Genomic DNA, 16876 nt, shown 5'->3' with positions numbered 1-16876 from the left:
TCTTCTCGTGACCGACGGGGGTTTTCGGCACGGCGATTCTGCGGGGCGCGGCGGCGGGCGGTCAACGGCGTACCCGTGCGAGAGGGCGCCCACCGCGAACGGTGGGCGCCCTCTCGTGGGCCGTCCGGTCAGCGCCGGGTGGCGGCCTTCTTGGCCGGTGCCTTCTTCGCCGGCGCCTTCTTGGCCGCCGTGGTCTTCTTGGCCGTGGCGGACTTCGCCGCGGTCGTCTTCTTGGCGGTGGTGGTCTTCTTCGCCGCGGTGGACTTCGCCGCGGTCGTCTTCTTCGCCGCCGTGGTCTTGGTCGCGGCGGCCTTCTTCGCCGGCGCGGCCTTCTTGGTAGCGGTGGTCTTGGTGGCCTTCGCCGCCGTGGTCTTCTTCGCGGCCCCGGTGGTCTTCGCCGCCGTGGTCTTCTTCGCGGCGCCGGTGGTCTTCTTCGCGGCTGCGGTGTCCTTGGGCACCTTGCCGCTGGCCACCATCTCCTTGAAGCCCGCGCCCGCCCGGAACGTCGGGACGGAGGTCTTCTTGACCTTCACCGCCTCGCCGGTCCGCGGATTGCGCGCTGTTCGGGCTCCCCGGACGCGCTTCTCGAACGCTCCGAAACCGGTGATCGCCACCTTCTCGCCCTTGGTGACCGCCGCCTGGACCTCAGCGAGAACCGCGTCGAGCGCGGCCGTCGCCGTCTTCCGGTCCCCCAGGCGAACGGCGAGCGCCTCGATGAGCTCGGCCTTGTTCACGACTTCCTCCCGATTGTGCAACTGACTCGACGCGAGCCATTCTGCGCGCACGGTATGCCCTGTGCTGCCTGGACACAAACATTCGGTGGAAAAAAGCCCTTGTGTCGCAACGGATTCGCCCCCACCGGATGCACCGGTGGGGGCGAATAGCGCTTGAGGTCAGGCGATCGAGGGCAGGAACGCCGGCCGGGCCGCCTCGTACGCGCTGATCTCGGACTCGTGCCGGAGGGTGAGTCCAATGTCGTCCAAGCCCTCCATCAGCCGCCAACGGCTGTGGTCGTCCAGCGGGAACGCCCAGGTGACGTCACCGGCGTGGACCTGGCGGGCGGCGAGGTCGACGGTGATCGGCGTGGTGGGCTCGGATTCCACGAGATCCCACAGTTCTTCCACGGCTTTCAATTCCAGCTCGACCGGAAGGAGGCCTTCCTTGAGCGCGTTGCCGCGGAAGATGTCGCCGAAGCGAGGCGAGATGACGGCCCGGAAGCCCCAGTCCCGCAGCGCCCAGACGGCGTGCTCCCGGGAGGATCCGGTGCCGAACTCGGGGCCGGCGATCAGAATCGACGCACCTGAATGGACGGGATCGTTGAGGACGAATGACGGGTCCTCCCGCCACGCGTTGAACAGACCGTCGGCGAATCCGGTCCGGGTCACCCGCTTGAGGTACACGGCGGGGATGATCTGGTCGGTGTCCACGTTGGATCGGCGCAGCGGCACGGCCGTGCCGGTGTGGGTGGTGAACTTGTCCATCTCGGCTGCCCTTCTCACAGGTCGGCGGGGGCGGCCAGCCGGCCGACCACGGCGGTGGCGGCGGCGACCGGCGGGGACACCAGGTGGGTACGCCCGCCCCGGCCCTGGCGGCCCTCGAAGTTGCGGTTGGAGGTCGAGGCGGAGCGTTCGCCCGGCTTCAGCGTGTCCGGGTTCATGCCCAGGCACATGGAGCAGCCGGCGAAGCGCCACTCGGCGCCGGCGTCGGTGAAGACCTTGTCCAGCCCCTCGATCTCGGCCGCCTCGCGGACCGCGGCGGAGCCGGGGACCACGAGCATGCGTACGCCGTCGGCGACCCGGCGCCCGCGCAGCACCTCGGCGGCAGCCCGCAGGTCCTCCAGGCGGCCGTTGGTGCAGGAGCCGACGAACACCACGTCCACGGCCAGGTCGCGCAGCGGGGTGCCCGGGGTGAGGTCCATGTACTCCAGCGCGCGGCGGGCGGCGACCCGCTCCGGCTCGGTGACGAAGTCCTCCGGGTCCGGCACGGTGGCGCCCAGCGGCACGCCCTGCCCCGGGTTGGTGCCCCAGGTGACGAACGGCGTGATCCGGCTCGCGTCGAGCGTGACCTCGGTGTCGAAGGTCGCGCCGTCGTCGGTGGGCAGCGTCCGCCAGTACTCCAGCGCCGCGTCCCAGTCGTCGCCCTGGGGCGCGTTGGGCCGGCCCTTCAGGTACGCGAACGTGGTCTCGTCCGGCGCGATCATGCCGGCCTTGGCGCCCCACTCGATGGACATGTTCGCGATCGTCATCCGTCCCTCCATCGAGAGGTCGCGGATCGCCTCGCCCCGGTACTCGACGATGTGCCCACGCCCGCCGCCGGTGCCGACCTGCGCGATCAGCGCGAGCACCAGGTCCTTGGCGGTGACGCCGGGTGCCAGCTCGCCGACCACGTTCACGGCCATGGTCTTCGGGCGGGCCTGCGGCAGCGTCTGCGTGGCCAGCACGTGCTCGACCTCACTGGTGCCGATGCCGAACGCCAGCGCGCCGAACGCGCCATGGGTGGCGGTGTGCGAGTCGCCGCACACGATCGTCATGCCGGGCTGGGTGAGGCCGAGCTGCGGGCCGATGACGTGCACGATGCCCTGGTTCTCGTCGCCCAGCGGGTGCAGGCGGACGCCGAACTCGGCGCAGTTGCGGCGCAGCGTCTCGATCTGGGTGCGGGAGGTGGGGTCCGCGATCGTGAGCAGGTCGCCGCGCCGGAGGCGGAACGCCGGGTCGTCGTACCCGGTCGGGGTGTTGTGGTCCTCGGTCGCGATCGTCAGATCGGTACGGCGGACCCCGCGCCCGGCCAGACGCAGCCCGTCGAACGCCTGCGGGCTGGTCACCTCGTGCAGCAGGTGCAGGTCGATGAAGAGCAGGTCCGGCTCGCCGTCGGCGGAGCGGACCACGTGTGCGTCCCAGACCTTCTCGGCCAGGGTCCTCGGTTGAGTGACTCCCACCATCTGGACATCCTAAATTCTGGGAGGTAAATTTCGGCTTGTGGGACACAGTATGAGCGGTGTCGGCGTTCTCGACAAGGCGGTGGTCATCCTGGCCGCCTGTGTCGACGGCGCCAGCCTGGCCGAACTCGTTGAACGCACCAAGCTGCCCCGGGCCACCGCGCACCGGCTGGCACAGGCGCTGGAGATCCACCGGATGCTCGTCCGGGACACCCAGGGGCGCTGGCGCCCGGGTCCACGCCTGGGCGAGCTGGCGAACGCGGCCCCGGACGTGCTCCTGACCGCCGCCGAGCCGCTGCTCGCCGCGCTACGGGACGCCACCGGCGAAAGCGCCCAGCTCTACCTGCGCCGCGCCGACGAGCGGATCTGCGTGGCCGCCGCCGAGCGCGCCAGCGGGCTGCGGGACACCGTCCCGGTCGGCTCGGTGCTGCCGATGACCGCCGGCTCGGCGGCGCAGATCCTGCTCGCCTGGGAGCCCCCGGAGGCGGTCATGCCGCTGCTCCCCCGCTCCAAGTTCACCGGCCGCACGCTGGCCGAGGTGCGGCGGCGCGGGTGGGCGCAGAGCGTCGCCGAGCGGGAGGCGGGTGTGGCGAGCGTCTCGGCGCCGATCCGCGACCGCACCGGCCGGGTGATCGCCGCGATCAGCATCTCCGGCCCGATCGAGCGCCTCGGCCGCCGCCCCGGCGAACGCCACGCCATGGCCGTGGTCCGAGCCGGCCAGCGCCTCTCCGGCCTCTGACCCACCCGCCCACCCACGCCCTCACTCTCTGCCCCGTTGATCATGAAGTTGGCGGCATTTCTGATCTCCCCGACTGCCGCTAACTTCATGATCAACGGGGCAGAGAGGGGCGGGGCGGAAATGGGGAACGGCCCGCCTCGCTTGGCGAGACGGGCCGTTCGTGGGTGTAGCCCCGACCGGATTCGAACCGGCGCTACCGCCTTGAGAGGGCGGCGTCCTGGGCCGCTAGACGACGGGGCCAGGCACTTTTCGTGCTTCACCACCCTGCCGGGCGGTGTGGCAGTAGTCTAGCGGCATCCCGCGCGGCACCACGGAGGGGGGTCACCCTCTGCCGACGTGGGCCGGACAGCAGAAAGCCCGCCCCGGAGAAACGGGACGGGCTGTCGGTGCTGTAGCCCCGACCGGATTCGAACCGGCGCTACCGCCTTGAGAGGGCGGCGTCCTGGGCCGCTAGACGACGGGGCCAGAACCTTCATTGCACTCCGCCAGCGTGAGCTGCCGGAATCCAGCGTCCGAGGGCTCTCACGAACCCTCGGTTGCGCTGGGGTACCTTGCCGTGGTCCGAGCCGGCCAGCGCCTCTCCGGCCTCTGACCCACCCGCCCACCCACGCCCTCACTCTCTGCCCCGTTGATCATGAAGTTGGCGGCATTTCTGATCTCCCCGACTGCCGCTAACTTCATGATCAACGGGGCAGAGAGGGGCGGGGCGGAAATGGGGAACGGCCCGCCTCGCTTGGCGAGACGGGCCGTTCGTGGGTGTAGCCCCGACCGGATTCGAACCGGCGCTACCGCCTTGAGAGGGCGGCGTCCTGGGCCGCTAGACGACGGGGCCAGAACCTTCATTGCACTCCGCCAGCGTGAGCTGCCGGAATCCAGCGTCCGAGGGCTCTCACGAACCCTCGGTTGCGCTGGGGTACCAGGACTCGAACCTAGACTAACTGAACCAGAATCAGTCGGGCTGCCAATTACCCCATACCCCATTGGCCCCTTGCGGCGCCGGGAATGAACTTTACCCTCCCGGTGCCGACAGGCCAAATCCAACCCCTCGAAACCCACCTGACCAGCGGAAACGAGGCATCGGAGCGGATCAGGCGACAGGGACCACCGGGTTGCTCAGCTCCCCGATCCCCTGGATCCGCACGGTGACCGTATCCCCCTCGGTGAGCGGGCTAACCCCCGCCGGCGTGCCGGTCAGGACCACGTCGCCGGGCAGCAGCGTCATCACGTGCGAGATGTACGACACCAGGCCCGGTACGTCGAACACCATGTCCTTGGTCCGGCCGAGCTGGCGTACCTCCATCTCCTCCGGGTTGCGCCCCACCTCACACCGGATCTCCAGGTCGCTGACGTCGAGCCCGGTGGTGATCCACGGCCCGATCGGGCAGAACGAGTCGAAGCCCTTGGCGCGGGTCCACTGCCCGTCGGAGCGCTGGAGATCCCGCGCGGTGACGTCGTTGGCGCAGGTGTAGCCGAAGATGGCCCGTTCGGCGGCGGCCCGGTCGGCGCGGCGGGCACCTGGGGCGCCGATCACCACGGCGAGTTCCGCCTCGTGCTCGACCTGCTTGGAGAAGATCGGCAGCCGGATGGCGTCGCGCGGGCCGATCACCGAGGTGGACGGCTTGAGGAACAGCAGCGGCTCCTTCGGCACCTCGCTGCCGTGCTCGGCGGCGTGTTCGGCGTAGTTGCGGCCGACACACACCACCTTGCTGGGCAGGATCGGCGACAGCAGCCGGACGTCGGAGAGCGCCCAGCGGGCGCCGGAGAACTGGATCTGCCCGAACGGGTGGCCTTCGATCTCGGCGATGGTCAGGCCCTGCGGCCCGGCCTCCGGCTCGCCCTCGACGACCCCGAACGACATTCCCTTGGCATGAGCGAAACGAGCGATACGCACCCGGCCAATCTATCCCCGCCCGCGGGCGGCCCGGCGGACACCGGCAGGCGGCACGCCCCGGCCGCCGCGCGCCACCCCCTCACCGGCTGCCTGGGGCACCGGATCGGCAAGGGCCGGACAGGGTACGCGCGATCGCGCCGGACGGGGCGGGAATGGCGGCTTCGTACCCGCCCGGCGGTCCACGGCCCATAGCTTCGGGTCCGGAGGTTCGTTGGTATGCCTGCATCGAGACGACACCACAGGGCCCTGGCAGTGTTCGTGAACTGCCTCGGCGTCATCGCCGCCGTACCGGCGCTGTCCCCGGCGACGCCCCGCGCGGCCGCCGCCCCCGCCCATCCGGCCCCGCCACCGGCGGTCATCCCCGGTGCCGCGGCCACCCCGATCCCGACCGGCGTGCCGGCGGTGCCCCCGGCGGTGCCGACCACCGGCCCGGCACCAATCCGGCCGTCGATGCCCCCGGTCAGCGTGGCGGTGGGCGCGTCGGGCACCCCGGCGCCGGGCTACCGGATCGAGGTCCGCAACGCCGGCACGTCGCCCGTCGACACGATGGTCCGGCAGGAGCTGCCGAACGGGTCGCGGGCCACCACGGTGACCGGCGGCGGGCGGACCAGCCGTCCCGCCGGGATGAGCGCCGGTGAGGTGACCTGGCGGCTGCGGCTGCCGGCGAAGAGCACCACCACGCTGCACACCGCGCTGTCGGTCTCCGGGCCGGGCCGCTCGGTGACGGCCCCCACCTGCGTCTACGGCTCGGACGGCACGCGCCCGTTCGACTGCGCCACGGCGACCTGGGTGGGTGCCGCGACGGCCCCGGCGGCGCAGGTCACCGCCGCCCCGGCCTGGCGGCGGCCGCCGGTGCTGCTCGCCGCGTTCACCGCGCTGCTGGTGGTCACCGCCGGCTTGGTGTGGTGGGCGGTGTGGCGCCGCCGCCGACGCACGGCGGCGGGACGCGCCGCGACTCCCACCGGTACGCCCGGAGGCGGCGCCATGCACACCGGCGCCCCGGGAAGCGGCGTGTCCGGCCCGGGCGTGCCGGGCGGAGCCGCGCCCGGCCAGGGCGGCCCTGGTCACAGCGCACCGGGCCGAGGGGCGCCGGGCCACAGCGGGCCGGGCCACGGCGTGCCGGACCGAGGAACGCCCGAGCGCGGCACCGTCTATCCGCGTACGGCGGTGCCGTCGCCCGCGAGCCGTCGTCGCCGGCCGCCGGTGTGGCTGGTGGTCGGCGTGGCGGCGGCCGTGCTGGCCGGTGTGGTCGGCGCGGCGGCCTGGTCGGCCACGCAGCGGGTGGCCGCGATGGACACCACCAAGCAGCCGACGAGCGGCGCGTGGGTGGGCAGCAGCGTCACCGGCGCGCTGGGCCAGCCGCTGCGCGAGACCGCGTTCGAGTTCACCGTCTACCGGCTGAGCTGCGGCGCCGACGTCCTGCCGCCGGCGCCGGGTGGTGGCCGGCCGTGCCTGGCCACGGTCGGGGTGCGCAATCTCACCAACGAGGACCAGACCTGGCACGGGCAGTTGCAGCGGGCGTATCTGCCCAGCGGCAACTGGGTCGCCGCCGACGAGGACGCCACCCGGGTGGCGAACCTGGGCCGGGACGTCTTCTCCCAGCCGGTGGCCGCCGGGCGGCGGGTGCTGCTGCCGCTGGTGTTCACCATGCGCGGCGACGAGCCCCCGAAACGGCTGGAGCTGCGCAGCGGCGTCTTCTCCGCGGGCGTGCGGGTGGACGTGGCGTGATCCGGGCACGGGCGGCGGTCGTACCCTGGGGTGTGTGACCGCCGCCCTCGCCCCCGCGCTCGACCCGGCCGACTGGCAGGCGCGCCGGCACGCCCACGAGGCGCGGGTGGACGCCTGGCTGACGCCGCACCTGGAGCGCCGCCGCACCGGGGTTAAGCACCCGGTGGAGGACTTCCTCTTCACCTACTACTCGCACCGCCCGGCGCAGTTGCGCCGCTGGCACCCGGGCGCGGGCGTGGTGCTGCGGGACGCCGACCCGGCCGGTTTCGGCCCGGACTACACGGCGGGCGCCGCCGGGCTCACCCTCGACACCGATCGGGTACGCGCGCGGCGCGCCGAGTCGATCGCCTGGATCCGTACGCTGCTCGCAGCGACCGCCGGACGCCCGGCGCAGTTCGGCTGTTTCGGCATGCACGAGTGGGCGATGGTCTACCGGCAGACCCAGGAGCAGGTACGCCACAACGCCTGGCCGCTGCGGCTGAGCCCGGCGGATACGGCGGCTGTGGTCTCCGAGCGCGGCGTGCGGTGCAGCCACTTCGACGCGTTCCGGTTCTTCACCGCGCCGGCCCGGCCGCTGAACGTGCTCCAGCCGACCCGGGAGGGCCAGCACGCGCTGGAGCAGCCGGGTTGCCTGCACGCCAACATGGATCTCTACAAGTGGGCGTACAAGCTGTCGCCGCTGGTGCCGTCGGAGCTGGTGGCGGACTGCTTCGCGCTGGCCCGGGAGATCCGGGCGCTGGACATGCGGGCCAGCCCGTACGACCTGGCCGACCTGGGTTACCCGCCGGTGCGGGTGGAGACGCCGGAGGGCCGGGCCGAGTACGCCACCGCCCAGCGCGGGTTCGCCGAGCGGGCCGCCGGGTTGCGGACCCGGCTGCTTGCCGCGCTGGACCGGGCCGTGCCGGCCGACCACCGCTGAGCGCGGGGGCCGGCCGGCGCGGGGATCAGTTCGAGGCGCAGGTCACTGCCGGTGCCGGGCTCGGGACGGCACCGTCGGCGAGGAACCCGAACGTGGTCTGGGCGGCAGGGGCGAGGGCACCGTTCCAGCTCGCGTTCCGGCCGGTCACTGTGGTTCCGCTCTGCGTCACGTCGGCGCTCCACGCCTGGCTGATCCGCTGGCCCGCGGGGAGCGGGAAGCGCACGGTCCAGCCGGCGATCGGCGCGGCGCCGTCGTTGCGGACTGTCACCTCCCCCTGGAAGCCGCCCGGCCACTGACCGGCGATCCGCCAGGTGGCGGTGCAGCGGCCGGGCGCCGACGTCGGGCCGGCCGTGGGCGACGGGCTGGTGGTCGGCGAAGGGCTGACGGTGGGCGACGAGGTGGGCCCGCCGGTCGGGGACGTGGTCGGGCCGGGCGTGGTGCGGCCCAGCGCGGCGACCAGCGCCGGGTACCACCTGTCGGACATCTTCTGGTCGCCTGCGGCGTTCGGGTGCACGCCGTCGTACGTGTCGGTGGCGGTGCTGAACCCGGTCCACTGGTCGACCACCACGATCGGGGAGGCGGTGGTGGTCTTCCCGGCCGCCCAGCCGTCGATGAGCGCGTTGAGCGCCACGGTCCGCTGGCCGCACTCGGGGCAGCTCGCCGGGTTCATCGGGATGATCTTCGCGACCAGCACTGTGGTGGCCGGGTTGGCGGCCCGCATCTGGTCCACCAGCTTCGAGTACGCGGCCAGGATCGTGGCGGGCGCGATGTTGCTCCACACGTCGTTGGTGCCGAAGTGCATGAGCACGACGTCCGGGCGGGTGGCCGCGAGCCAGCCGGGCAGCAGGTTCTGGTTCGCCACGTTCGTCGCGAGGTAGCCGCCGTGGCCCTCGTTGTCGCCGTCGTACGGCACGCCGCAGCCCTGTGGCCCGAGCGTGCCGACGAAGTCGACGTCGGTGTGGCCGGTGGACTGGAGGCGGTTCCAGAGCAGCGCCCGCCAGCAGCCGGGCGACCCGGTGATGGAGTCGCCGAGCGGCATGACGCGGACCGGGGTGGCCGCCGCGGCGGCCGGGGGCGTGGTGGCGGTGAGGGCGAGGCCGAGGGCGAGGACCGGTAGCAGCGCGGCGAGCGCGGTCAGCGCGGCGCGCAGGGGGTTTCGGGACATGCGGAAGGGACTCCTGTCACTGTGACGTGGTGGTCGGTGACGGCCCTGAAGCTCCCGTACGCATTGAAGCGCTTCGACGCCTCCGACTCAACCCTCAGGGTGCCCCAGGTGCCGGTTCCACTCCGGAGCGAGGATCGACATGACTGTGGCGTCCACCCAGTCGTCACCGTCGCGCAGCACCTGCCGCAGCGTCCCCTCGGCGACGAAGCCCACCTTCTCGTAGGCGCGCCGGGCACGCGGGTTGAACGCGAACACCTCCAGGCCGATGCGGTGCAGGCCGAGCTGCTCGAAGCCGTACCCGACGATGAGCCGGACCGCCTCGGTGCCGAGGCCGCGGTCGCGGCCGCCGGGGCCGATCAGGGTGCGAAAGTTGCAGCTCGCGTTGGCCCGGTCCCACTCGTTGAGGACCACCTCGCCGACGCAGGTGCCGCTCGCCCGGTCCACCACCGCGAGGTCGAGCCGGTCGTCCTGGCTGTTGCGGGTGCCGTACCAGGCCCGCAGACGGGACGGCTCGAACGTCTCGCCGGCCGGGCTGCCGGTCAGCCGCACCACCTCCGGGTCGGCCAGGATCTCGGCGAGCGCCGGCAGGTCGTCGTCGCGGAACGGGCGCAGCACCACCCGCTCGCCGGTGAGCGTGGGCTTGACGGAGAAGTCGATCACGTGGCGGAATTCTCCGGTCGGCGTAGCGGGCAGCTCAACCGTTTTTCGGTCAGTCGCCGTCCACCCGGCGGTCGCGTTTGCGCTGGGACTGGCGCTTCTTCTCGGCCAGGCGGCGTTCCTTCGCGCCACGCGAGGGGCGCGTCGGCCGGCGCGGCTTCGGCGGCGGGGCGACGGCCTCGCGCAGCAGCGCGGCCATCCGCTCGCGGGCCGCCTCGCGGTTGGCCAGCTGCGCCCGGTGCTCGCTGGCGGTCACAGTGAGCACGCCGCCGACCAGGCGGCCGGCGAGCCGGGCCAGCGCCCGTTCCCGCAGCGTCTCCGGCACGCTGGGCGAGCCGGCCAGGTCGAAGCTCAGCTCCACCCGGGAGTCGGTGGTGTTGACTCCCTGCCCACCCGGGCCGGACGAGCGGGAGAACCGTTCCCGCAGCTCGACGGCGGGCACCGTGAGCCGATCGGTGACCCGCAGTCCGTCGTCCACTCCCCGAGGCTAGCGCCCGGCGCGGTGACTCGGGGTGGGGGTGGCGCTCGGCGTCGGACCGGCCCGTTCCTCGCTGCCGCCGGACGCCGCGTACGCGGCCGCGCCGACGAGCAGCAGAGCGATCACCGCGAGCTTGACGACGACGCCCCGGATCGCGAGCCAGGCGTTGCGCCGGGCCCCGGGGACGCTGGTCCGGATGGTCTGGTAATCCGTCCAGCCGCGTTTCGCACGCGCGTAGGACGCGCCGACACCGGCGCCGATGATCAGGCCCACCACGAGGAGGGCCGCAATGACAGCTTGCTCCACCTCCGCCAGTATCCATACTCAGCGTAATATTTCTATGCCCCAATGATCCCACGCCGGATATCCGACAGTTCGCACCGAACTTGCGACGCTTGTGCAGGTCAACGCCGCGCGGGGCGCCGGAGGCAACCCCGCGCGGGTGACCGTGCCGGCGGCTCAGCCACCCCGGCCGATGATGGTGTCCGCGGTCTGCTGGACCTGGTCGATCGGGATGGCGAAGCCGATACCGATGGAGCCGTTGCCGTCGATGGTGGCGATCGCGGTGTTCACGCCGACCACCTCACCGCGCGCGTTCACCAGCGGCCCGCCGGAGTTTCCCGGGTTGATCGAGGCGTCGGTCTGCACCGCTGTGTGCCGGCCGTTGCCGATGCGTACCTGGCGGTTGAGCGCGCTGACGATGCCGGCGGTGACCGTCCCGGCGAGCCCGAGCGGCGAGCCGACCGCGAGCACCGGCTCCCCCACCCGCGTCGAGTTCGCCTTCGCCAGCGGCAACGGCGGCAACCCGGCCGACGCGGGCACCTTCAGCACGGCCAGGTCGCTCGCCGGTTCCCGGCCCACCACCTCGGCCGGGAACCGCCGCCCGTCCGAGGTCTCCACAGTCACCGCGCCGGCACCGCCCCGGGCCAGGATGTGGTCGTTGGTGACGATGTGCTGTTCGTTGTCGATGGCGAACCCGGAGCCGGACGCGGACGCGCCGGAGCGGCCCCCGACCATCACCGACACCACCCCGGGCACCGTCTTGCCGGCGGCGGTGACCAGCTCGGCCGGCACCGGCGCGGCGGACGCCGCCGCCGGTCCCGGCGCGCCCCGGTCCGCCGCCCAGGTGCCGGCCGCCGCGCCGGAGACGGTGGAGAGCGCCACCACCGCCGCCACGCTCAGCAGCCGGTGCCGTAGGCTCCGCCGCCCGTCCTCCGGCCCGCCCCCGGGTACGTCCCGGTGGCCGCGACCGTCCGGGTCCAGCTCCGGCGAGACGAACCACGGTCCGCGTGGCTCGCCGAGTCCGGTCTGCACTGCCATGCCTGGCTCCTCACGTGTCGTGCGGTAGTGGTGTGCGGATCAGGGCAGCCGGGAGAACCACCGCAGCGAGCCGGCCGCGGCACCCATCGCCAGGACCAGTCCGAGGCCGATGAAGCGGGCCGAGATGTCCTGCCGCTCGGTGCGGTAGCCGACCGAGGTGCCGATGTCCTCGTAGACGTCCTTCAGTTCGGCGGTGGTGGACGCCTCGTGGAAGCCGCCGCCGGTCTGCTCGGCGACCGCCCGCAGCGTCTGGCCGTCCACCGGCACCTGGATCGCCCGGCCACCCCGATCGACCGAGCCGCCGGGCGTGCCGAAGGAGATGGTGTGCACCGGCACCTTCGCGGCGACCGCCTGGTCGGCGGCCTCCATCGGGTCCATGCCGGAGGTGTTCGCGCCGTCGGAGAGGATGATGATCCGGGCCGGCGGCGGATCCTTGGCGGCGGTGGCGTCCAGGCTCTTGACCGCGCCGAGCGAGGTGCTGATCGCCTCGCCGATGGCGGTGCCCTGCACGCCGGTGATGCCCTCGGCCAGCCGCCCGATCCCGTCGTGCAGCGCCTCCCGGTCGGTGCTCGGCGGCACCAGCACGGCCGCGCTGCCGGCGAACGCGACGAGACCGACGTTGAACTCGTCGGGCAGGCCGTCGACGAACCGCCGGCCCGCCTCCTTGGCCGCGGTCAGCCGGTCCGGGTCCACGTCACCGGCGAGCATCGAGGTGGACACGTCCACCGCGACCATCACCGTGGCCCGCTCCCGGGGCACCCGCACCTCCGCCTCGGGCCGGGCGAACCCGACCACGAGCAGCGCCAGCATGGCCAGGAACAGGCCCGCCGGGACGTGCCGCCGCCAGGCCGGGCGGCGCGGGGCGACCCGGTCGAGCAGGCGCAGGTTGGTGAAGCGCACCGCGTACCGGCTCTGCCGCCGTTGCAGCACCAGGTAACCGGCGACCAGCGCGACGACGGCGAGCAGCAGCCAGAGGCGGGCGGGTGACTGCCAGGTCATGAGACACCTCCGCGGGCCGCGGCCGGCACGGTGGCCAGCCGGCGCTGCTCGTGCACGTACCGGACGACGTCCGCGCACCAGTCCCGGTCGGTGCGTAGCGCCAGGTGGGTGGCGCCGGCCCGGCGCAGCGTGCGGCGTACCTGGTCGCGCTGCTCGGCGGCGGCACGCGCGTACCGCTCGCGCAGGCCCGGGTCGCCGGTCCACACCTCGCGGTGCCGGCCGCTCTCCGGGTCGACCAGCGTGATCAGGCCGACGTCCGGCAGTTCCAGCTCGCGCGGGTCGGTCACCTCGACCGCGAGCACCTGGTGCCGTACCGCGAGGCGGCGCAGCGCGGCGGCCCACGGCGGCGGCGCGGCGTCCGGGTCGTCGGGCAGCTCGTCGAGGAAGTCGGAGACGATCACCACGAGCCCGCGCCGGGTGGCGACGCGCTGGAGGCCGTCCAGCCCGTCGACCAGGCCGGACGCCGCGTCGGTCCGGGCCGCGCCGGCCGCACCCGCGCCGTCGGAGTCCGGCAGGTCGCCGGTACGCGGGGCGCCGAGCAGCGCGCGCAGCAGCCCCAGCAGATGGGTACGCCCGCTGCGGGCCGGGAACCGGCGCAGCCCGTCCGGGGTGAGCACCTGGGCGCCGAGCCGGTTGCCGACCCCGGCGGTGAGGAAGCCGACCGCCGCCACGGCGGCCACCGCCAGTTCCCGTTTGTCCAGCGTGGACGTGCCGTACTCCATGCTGGGGCTGGCGTCGACGAGCAGCCAGGTGGTGAGTTCCCGGTCCGCGTCGACCTCGCGGACGTGCGGGACCGTGGTCCGGGCGGTGACCGCCCAGTCCATCCGGCGTACCTCGTCCTCGCCGGGCCGGTACTCGCGGCTGCCGGCCGCCTCGCTGCCGGGACCTGGGAGCAGGCCTCGGTACCGGCCGTGCAGCAGGCCGTCGAGCCGCCGGCTCACCGTCAGCTCCAGCCGGCGCAGCCGCTGGTCCGGGGCGAGATCGGCGAGCCCGGGTCCGGCCTCGCCGGTCATGCCGCCGCCAGGTCGTTCACCGTCTCGGTGGGCCCGTTCACCAGCCGGGGCGGCGGCACCGCCTCGATGACGCGGCGTACCACGTCCTCGCCGGAGATGCCGTCGGCGATCGCGTCGAAGGAGAGTACGAGGCGGTGCGCCAGCACGTCCACCGCGAGTTCCCGGATGTCCTCGGGGAGCACGTAGTCCCGGCCGTGGATGAGCGCCTGCGCGCGGGCGGCGGCCACCAGGCCGAGCGTGGCCCGGGGGCTGGCCCCGTACGCCAGCAGGGGCGCGACGTCGGGCAGGCCGAAGCGCTCCGGGTCGCGGGTGGCGAGGATGAGGCGGACCACGTACTCGGCGAGCGCGTGGTGGACGAAGACGTCCGTCGCGCGGCGCTGGAGTTCGCGCAGCCGGCCCGGGTCGAGCACGGTACGCGCGGTGGGCCGCTCGGTGCTCATCCGGTAGAGGATGGCCAGTTCGTCGGCGTCGCTCGGGTAGTCGACCACGATCTTCATGAGGAAGCGGTCGCGTTGCGCCTCGGGGAGCTGGTAGACGCCCTCGGACTCGATCGGGTTCTGGGTGGCCAGGACCAGGAACGGGTCCGGCACCGGCCAGCTCCGGCCGGCGATGGAGACCTGCCGCTCGGCCATCGCCTCGAGCAGCGCCGACTGCACCTTGGCCGGGGCCCGGTTGATCTCGTCGGCGAGCACCAGGTTCGCCATGATCGGCCCCAGCTCCACGTCGAACTGTTCGGTGGAGGCGCGGTAGATGCGGGTGCCGACGATGTCGGAGGGGACCAGGTCGGGGGTGAACTGGATCCGGGAGAACGTGCCACCGACCACTGTGGCGAGGGTCTGGGCGGCCAGTGTCTTGGCCACCCCCGGTACGCCCTCCAGCAGGCAGTGCCCGTCCGCGACGAGGGCGGTGAGCAGGCGGTCGACGAGCCGATCCTGCCCGACGATCACGCGTTTGACCTCGACGAGGGTCTGTTCCAGCTCGACGCCGCTCGCGTCGGCGTCGACCGGGCTGAGCACGCTGGCCGGGGTGTCCGAGATGTCCGTCACGGTGCTTGCTTCCCGTGCCGGACCGGCGACAAACGTCGGATTATCGGCCCCTGGGCGGTGGCCGGAGGGCCGGACCGGCAGCATCTCCCCAGCCGGGCGGGAACGGCACGAAGCGGCGCGGCACCGGCCGGACCGGTACGGAACACGACACCGGCCCCCGCCGGAGCGGGGGCCGGTGCGATGCCGGACGGGTCAGTTGGCGATGACCAGGTGGAACGGCCGGTCCGAGGCGCTGCCCGAGGAGCTGCGCGTCTGCACGAAGACGGCGTTCGGGGTCAGCGTGCGGGGGGCCACCGACACCTCACCGGCCGGCGGCACGTTCGCAGGGTCGTTCGTGCCGATGGTTGCCACGTACGCCTTGGCGGACACGTTGTAGTCCAGCAGCACCTGGTATTGCCCTGGGGACACCCCGACACCCGGGGTGAACCGGAACGAGGACACCACGTTGCCGGAGTGCTGCAGGAGCGTGCCGTTTGCCGCCACGACGGCCCAGGCGACCTGGCCGGCCGCTGGTGGGGCCAGGGTGGCCCGCATGGCGGTGCGGGCCGCCTGCCGCTCGGCGGCGGTCACCGGCGGCTGCGCCGTGGAGTGCCGGGCACCGGGCTGCGGCTTCGCCTCCGACTGGGCGGCCGCGGCGATCCCGCCGCCGGCCAGGCTGAGCGACAGCGCGGCGAGCGCCACCACCGTCGCCTTTCGCTTCAAGAATGTGGCCATGAGTTCTCCCTTGGTAGACCGTGGTGATACGGCGACTGCGCGCGTCAAATTGCGGATCATCGGGTATCCGCCGGGAGCGCACCGCTCGTGAGCTGGCCTTACTACAGAGAGTCGCGACGTCTCAACCAGGTGGAACCTAGCACCGGAAAATGCGGGCGGTCAATAGCGCTATTGCGTGTCCGACCGAACTGCAAAAGCCGCCCGGAAATTGCGAGCAACAATTCACGAAATTGTTTCGGAGGGCATCGCGTCGTCCCTGATCCCGGTAGCCTGAGCGCCATGATCACCCTGCCGCGACCGCCCCGCGCGGGCACCCGGAGCGGCCGCCTCGCCACCGTCGCGTGCTGGCTCGCCGTCGCGCCGGTCGCCGCCTGGGCACTCGTGCGCCTGACCGGCCTCGAACGCGGCCCGCTGGTACAGGCGATCGCCTTCACGCCGTACGCCGCCGCCGTGGCCCCGGCCGTGGCGGTGGCCGCGCTCGCCCTGCGGCGCCGCGCCCCGGCGGTGGTAGCGGTCCTGGCCGCGCTGACGCTGATCGGCGCGGTGGCGCCCCGCGCGATCCCCGGCGACCGGCCCGCCGCCGACGGGCCGACGCTGCGGCTGCTCACCGCCAACCTGCGCCTCGGCTCGGCCGACCCGGCGGCCCTGGTGGACCTGGTCCGGGCGCGGCGGGTCGACGTGCTCACGGTGCAGGAACTCACCCCGCCGCTGGCGGCCGAGCTGGACCGGCTCGGACTGGCCACGCTGCTGCCGCACCGGTCGCTGACGCCCGAGGTCGGCTCGACCGGCTCCGGCGTGTACGCCCGGCACCCGCTGCGCGACACCGGTCACCGGCGCAACAAGGGCTTCTTCTTCACCCAGGCGTACGCGACGGTGACCGTGCCCGGGGCGCCACCGGTGCGGGTGGAGTCGGCGCACCCGGCCGCGCCGTACGCCCCGGACGTGGTGCCGGACTGGTGGACCGACCAGCGCGCCCAGCCGCCTGCCACCCCGGACGGCGGGCTGAGCGTGCTGGCCGGGGACTTCAACGCCACGCTCGACCACGCGGCGCTGCGGAACCTGATCGCCACCGGCTACACCGACGCGGCGGACGCGGCCGGAGCCGGGTTCGGCGGCACCTGGGGGCCCTACGACGGCGACCCGATCCCGCCGGTCACCATCGACCACGTCCTCGTCGACAGGCGCATCGCGGTGCGCGCCGCCGGCACCCATCCGGTGCCGGGCAGCGACCACCGCGCGCTGCTGGCCGAGCTGCGCCTGCCGGCCGGCTGA

At 73.3% G+C, this 16876-nt stretch carries 17 protein-coding genes and 4 tRNA genes; 4 read left to right on the top strand and 17 right to left on the bottom strand.

Features of this window, described 5'->3' with window-relative positions; genetic code table 11:
* Positions 1–128: 128 nt before the first annotated feature.
* The 3 genes from NMK34_RS07885 to leuC all read right to left on the bottom strand — a co-directional run bounded on the left by NMK34_RS07885 (position 129) and on the right by leuC (position 2938).
* On the bottom strand, positions 129–734 hold the full coding sequence (locus tag NMK34_RS07885) for an HU family DNA-binding protein (protein WP_091419419.1): 606 nt from the start codon (positions 732–734) through the stop codon (positions 129–131).
* Positions 735–893: 159 nt separating this feature from the next.
* A complete protein-coding gene (leuD, locus tag NMK34_RS07880; protein ID WP_318332858.1) occupies positions 894–1481 on the bottom strand; it encodes a 3-isopropylmalate dehydratase small subunit in 588 nt (195 codons plus the stop codon).
* A 14-nt stretch (positions 1482–1495) separates the two neighbouring features.
* Positions 1496–2938, bottom strand: coding sequence for a 3-isopropylmalate dehydratase large subunit (gene leuC, locus NMK34_RS07875; RefSeq protein WP_318332857.1), 1443 nt, complete (start codon positions 2936–2938; stop codon positions 1496–1498).
* A gap of 49 nt (positions 2939–2987) precedes the next feature.
* Here leuC and NMK34_RS07870 point away from each other — a divergent pair, with 49 nt between their 5' ends.
* On the top strand, positions 2988–3674 hold the full coding sequence (locus tag NMK34_RS07870) for an IclR family transcriptional regulator (protein ID WP_013284529.1): 687 nt from the start codon (positions 2988–2990) through the stop codon (positions 3672–3674).
* Between the two features lie 167 nt (positions 3675–3841).
* Here NMK34_RS07870 and NMK34_RS07865 read toward each other — a convergent pair.
* The 5 genes from NMK34_RS07865 to NMK34_RS07845 all read right to left on the bottom strand — a co-directional run bounded on the left by NMK34_RS07865 (position 3842) and on the right by NMK34_RS07845 (position 5565).
* A tRNA-Glu gene (locus NMK34_RS07865) sits at positions 3842–3914 on the bottom strand.
* 152 nt (positions 3915–4066) lie between these two features.
* Positions 4067–4139: transfer RNA gene (locus NMK34_RS07860), tRNA-Glu, on the bottom strand.
* A gap of 294 nt (positions 4140–4433) precedes the next feature.
* Positions 4434–4506: transfer RNA gene (locus NMK34_RS07855), tRNA-Glu, on the bottom strand.
* A 76-nt stretch (positions 4507–4582) separates the two neighbouring features.
* Positions 4583–4654 (bottom strand) — tRNA-Gln (locus NMK34_RS07850).
* A 107-nt stretch (positions 4655–4761) separates the two neighbouring features.
* A complete protein-coding gene (locus NMK34_RS07845) occupies positions 4762–5565 on the bottom strand; it encodes a fumarylacetoacetate hydrolase family protein (protein WP_013284528.1) in 804 nt (267 codons plus the stop codon).
* 216 nt (positions 5566–5781) lie between these two features.
* On the opposite strand from NMK34_RS07845, the gene NMK34_RS07840 reads away from it, so the two are divergent.
* Both NMK34_RS07840 and NMK34_RS07835 read left to right on the top strand, forming a co-directional pair.
* A complete protein-coding gene (locus NMK34_RS07840) occupies positions 5782–7293 on the top strand; it encodes a hypothetical protein (protein ID WP_318332856.1) in 1512 nt (503 codons plus the stop codon).
* 34 nt (positions 7294–7327) lie between these two features.
* Positions 7328–8212 (top strand): 3-methyladenine DNA glycosylase, encoded by an 885-nt coding sequence (locus tag NMK34_RS07835; protein ID WP_318332855.1) that lies wholly within the window; start codon positions 7328–7330, stop codon positions 8210–8212.
* A gap of 25 nt (positions 8213–8237) precedes the next feature.
* Here the strand turns inward: NMK34_RS07835 and NMK34_RS07830 are convergent, their stop codons facing one another.
* The 9 genes from NMK34_RS07830 to NMK34_RS07790 form a co-directional block, all read right to left on the bottom strand.
* A complete protein-coding gene (locus tag NMK34_RS07830; RefSeq protein ID WP_318332854.1) occupies positions 8238–9377 on the bottom strand; it encodes a cellulose binding domain-containing protein in 1140 nt (379 codons plus the stop codon).
* Positions 9378–9464: 87 nt separating this feature from the next.
* Positions 9465–10037: a GNAT family protein gene (locus NMK34_RS07825; protein ID WP_318332853.1), complete on the bottom strand. Its 573-nt coding sequence runs from the start codon at positions 10035–10037 to the stop codon at positions 9465–9467.
* A gap of 49 nt (positions 10038–10086) precedes the next feature.
* Positions 10087–10512, bottom strand: a complete 426-nt coding sequence (gene arfB, locus NMK34_RS07820) for an alternative ribosome rescue aminoacyl-tRNA hydrolase ArfB (RefSeq protein ID WP_135243707.1) — start codon at positions 10510–10512, stop codon at positions 10087–10089.
* A gap of 9 nt (positions 10513–10521) precedes the next feature.
* A complete protein-coding gene (locus tag NMK34_RS07815) occupies positions 10522–10818 on the bottom strand; it encodes a hypothetical protein (RefSeq protein WP_318332852.1) in 297 nt (98 codons plus the stop codon).
* 153 nt (positions 10819–10971) lie between these two features.
* Positions 10972–11832, bottom strand: coding sequence for a S1C family serine protease (locus NMK34_RS07810; RefSeq protein ID WP_318332851.1), 861 nt, complete (start codon positions 11830–11832; stop codon positions 10972–10974).
* Positions 11833–11871: 39 nt separating this feature from the next.
* Entirely contained in the window at positions 11872–12831 is a 960-nt protein-coding gene (locus NMK34_RS07805) for a VWA domain-containing protein (protein ID WP_013284520.1), read from the bottom strand.
* Positions 12828–13844 (bottom strand): DUF58 domain-containing protein, encoded by a 1017-nt coding sequence (locus NMK34_RS07800; protein WP_318332850.1) that lies wholly within the window; start codon positions 13842–13844, stop codon positions 12828–12830. The genes NMK34_RS07805 and NMK34_RS07800 overlap by 4 nt, the downstream gene beginning before the upstream one ends.
* Positions 13841–14890, bottom strand: coding sequence for a MoxR family ATPase (locus NMK34_RS07795; RefSeq protein ID WP_318332849.1), 1050 nt, complete (start codon positions 14888–14890; stop codon positions 13841–13843). The genes NMK34_RS07800 and NMK34_RS07795 overlap by 4 nt, the downstream gene beginning before the upstream one ends.
* 192 nt (positions 14891–15082) lie before the next feature.
* On the bottom strand, positions 15083–15604 hold the full coding sequence (locus tag NMK34_RS07790; RefSeq protein ID WP_318332848.1) for a hypothetical protein: 522 nt from the start codon (positions 15602–15604) through the stop codon (positions 15083–15085).
* 279 nt (positions 15605–15883) lie between these two features.
* Here NMK34_RS07790 and NMK34_RS07785 point away from each other — a divergent pair, with 279 nt between their 5' ends.
* Positions 15884–16876 carry an endonuclease/exonuclease/phosphatase family protein gene (locus NMK34_RS07785; RefSeq protein ID WP_318332847.1) on the top strand — a complete coding sequence of 331 codons (993 nt, stop codon included), beginning with the start codon at positions 15884–15886 and terminating at the stop codon, positions 16874–16876.

Source organism: Micromonospora sp. BRA006-A (genome assembly GCF_033433935.1).
GTDB classification, from domain to species: Bacteria; Actinomycetota; Actinomycetes; order Mycobacteriales; family Micromonosporaceae; genus Micromonospora; species Micromonospora aurantiaca.
Note: the sequence above shows the minus strand (reverse complement) of the source record. Positions and strands in the feature narration are given on the sequence as shown.

Bases quoted from the DNA above. Each gene is read 5' to 3' on its own strand.
- leuD (WP_318332858.1), bottom strand. From the start codon at position 1,481: ATGGACAAGTTCACCACCCACACCGGCACGGCCGTGCCGCTGCGCCGA.
- leuC (WP_318332857.1), bottom strand. From the start codon at position 2,938: ATGGTGGGAGTCACTCAACCGAGGACCCTGGCCGAGAAGGTCTGGGAC.
- NMK34_RS07870 (WP_013284529.1), top strand. From the start codon at position 2,988: ATGAGCGGTGTCGGCGTTCTCGACAAGGCGGTGGTCATCCTGGCCGCC.
- NMK34_RS07840 (WP_318332856.1), top strand. From the start codon at position 5,782: ATGCCTGCATCGAGACGACACCACAGGGCCCTGGCAGTGTTCGTGAAC.
- NMK34_RS07830 (WP_318332854.1), bottom strand. From the start codon at position 9,377: ATGTCCCGAAACCCCCTGCGCGCCGCGCTGACCGCGCTCGCCGCGCTG.
- NMK34_RS07810 (WP_318332851.1), bottom strand. From the start codon at position 11,832: ATGGCAGTGCAGACCGGACTCGGCGAGCCACGCGGACCGTGGTTCGTC.
- NMK34_RS07805 (WP_013284520.1), bottom strand. From the start codon at position 12,831: ATGACCTGGCAGTCACCCGCCCGCCTCTGGCTGCTGCTCGCCGTCGTC.
- NMK34_RS07800 (WP_318332850.1), bottom strand. From the start codon at position 13,844: ATGACCGGCGAGGCCGGACCCGGGCTCGCCGATCTCGCCCCGGACCAG.
- NMK34_RS07790 (WP_318332848.1), bottom strand. From the start codon at position 15,604: ATGGCCACATTCTTGAAGCGAAAGGCGACGGTGGTGGCGCTCGCCGCG.
- NMK34_RS07785 (WP_318332847.1), top strand. From the start codon at position 15,884: ATGATCACCCTGCCGCGACCGCCCCGCGCGGGCACCCGGAGCGGCCGC.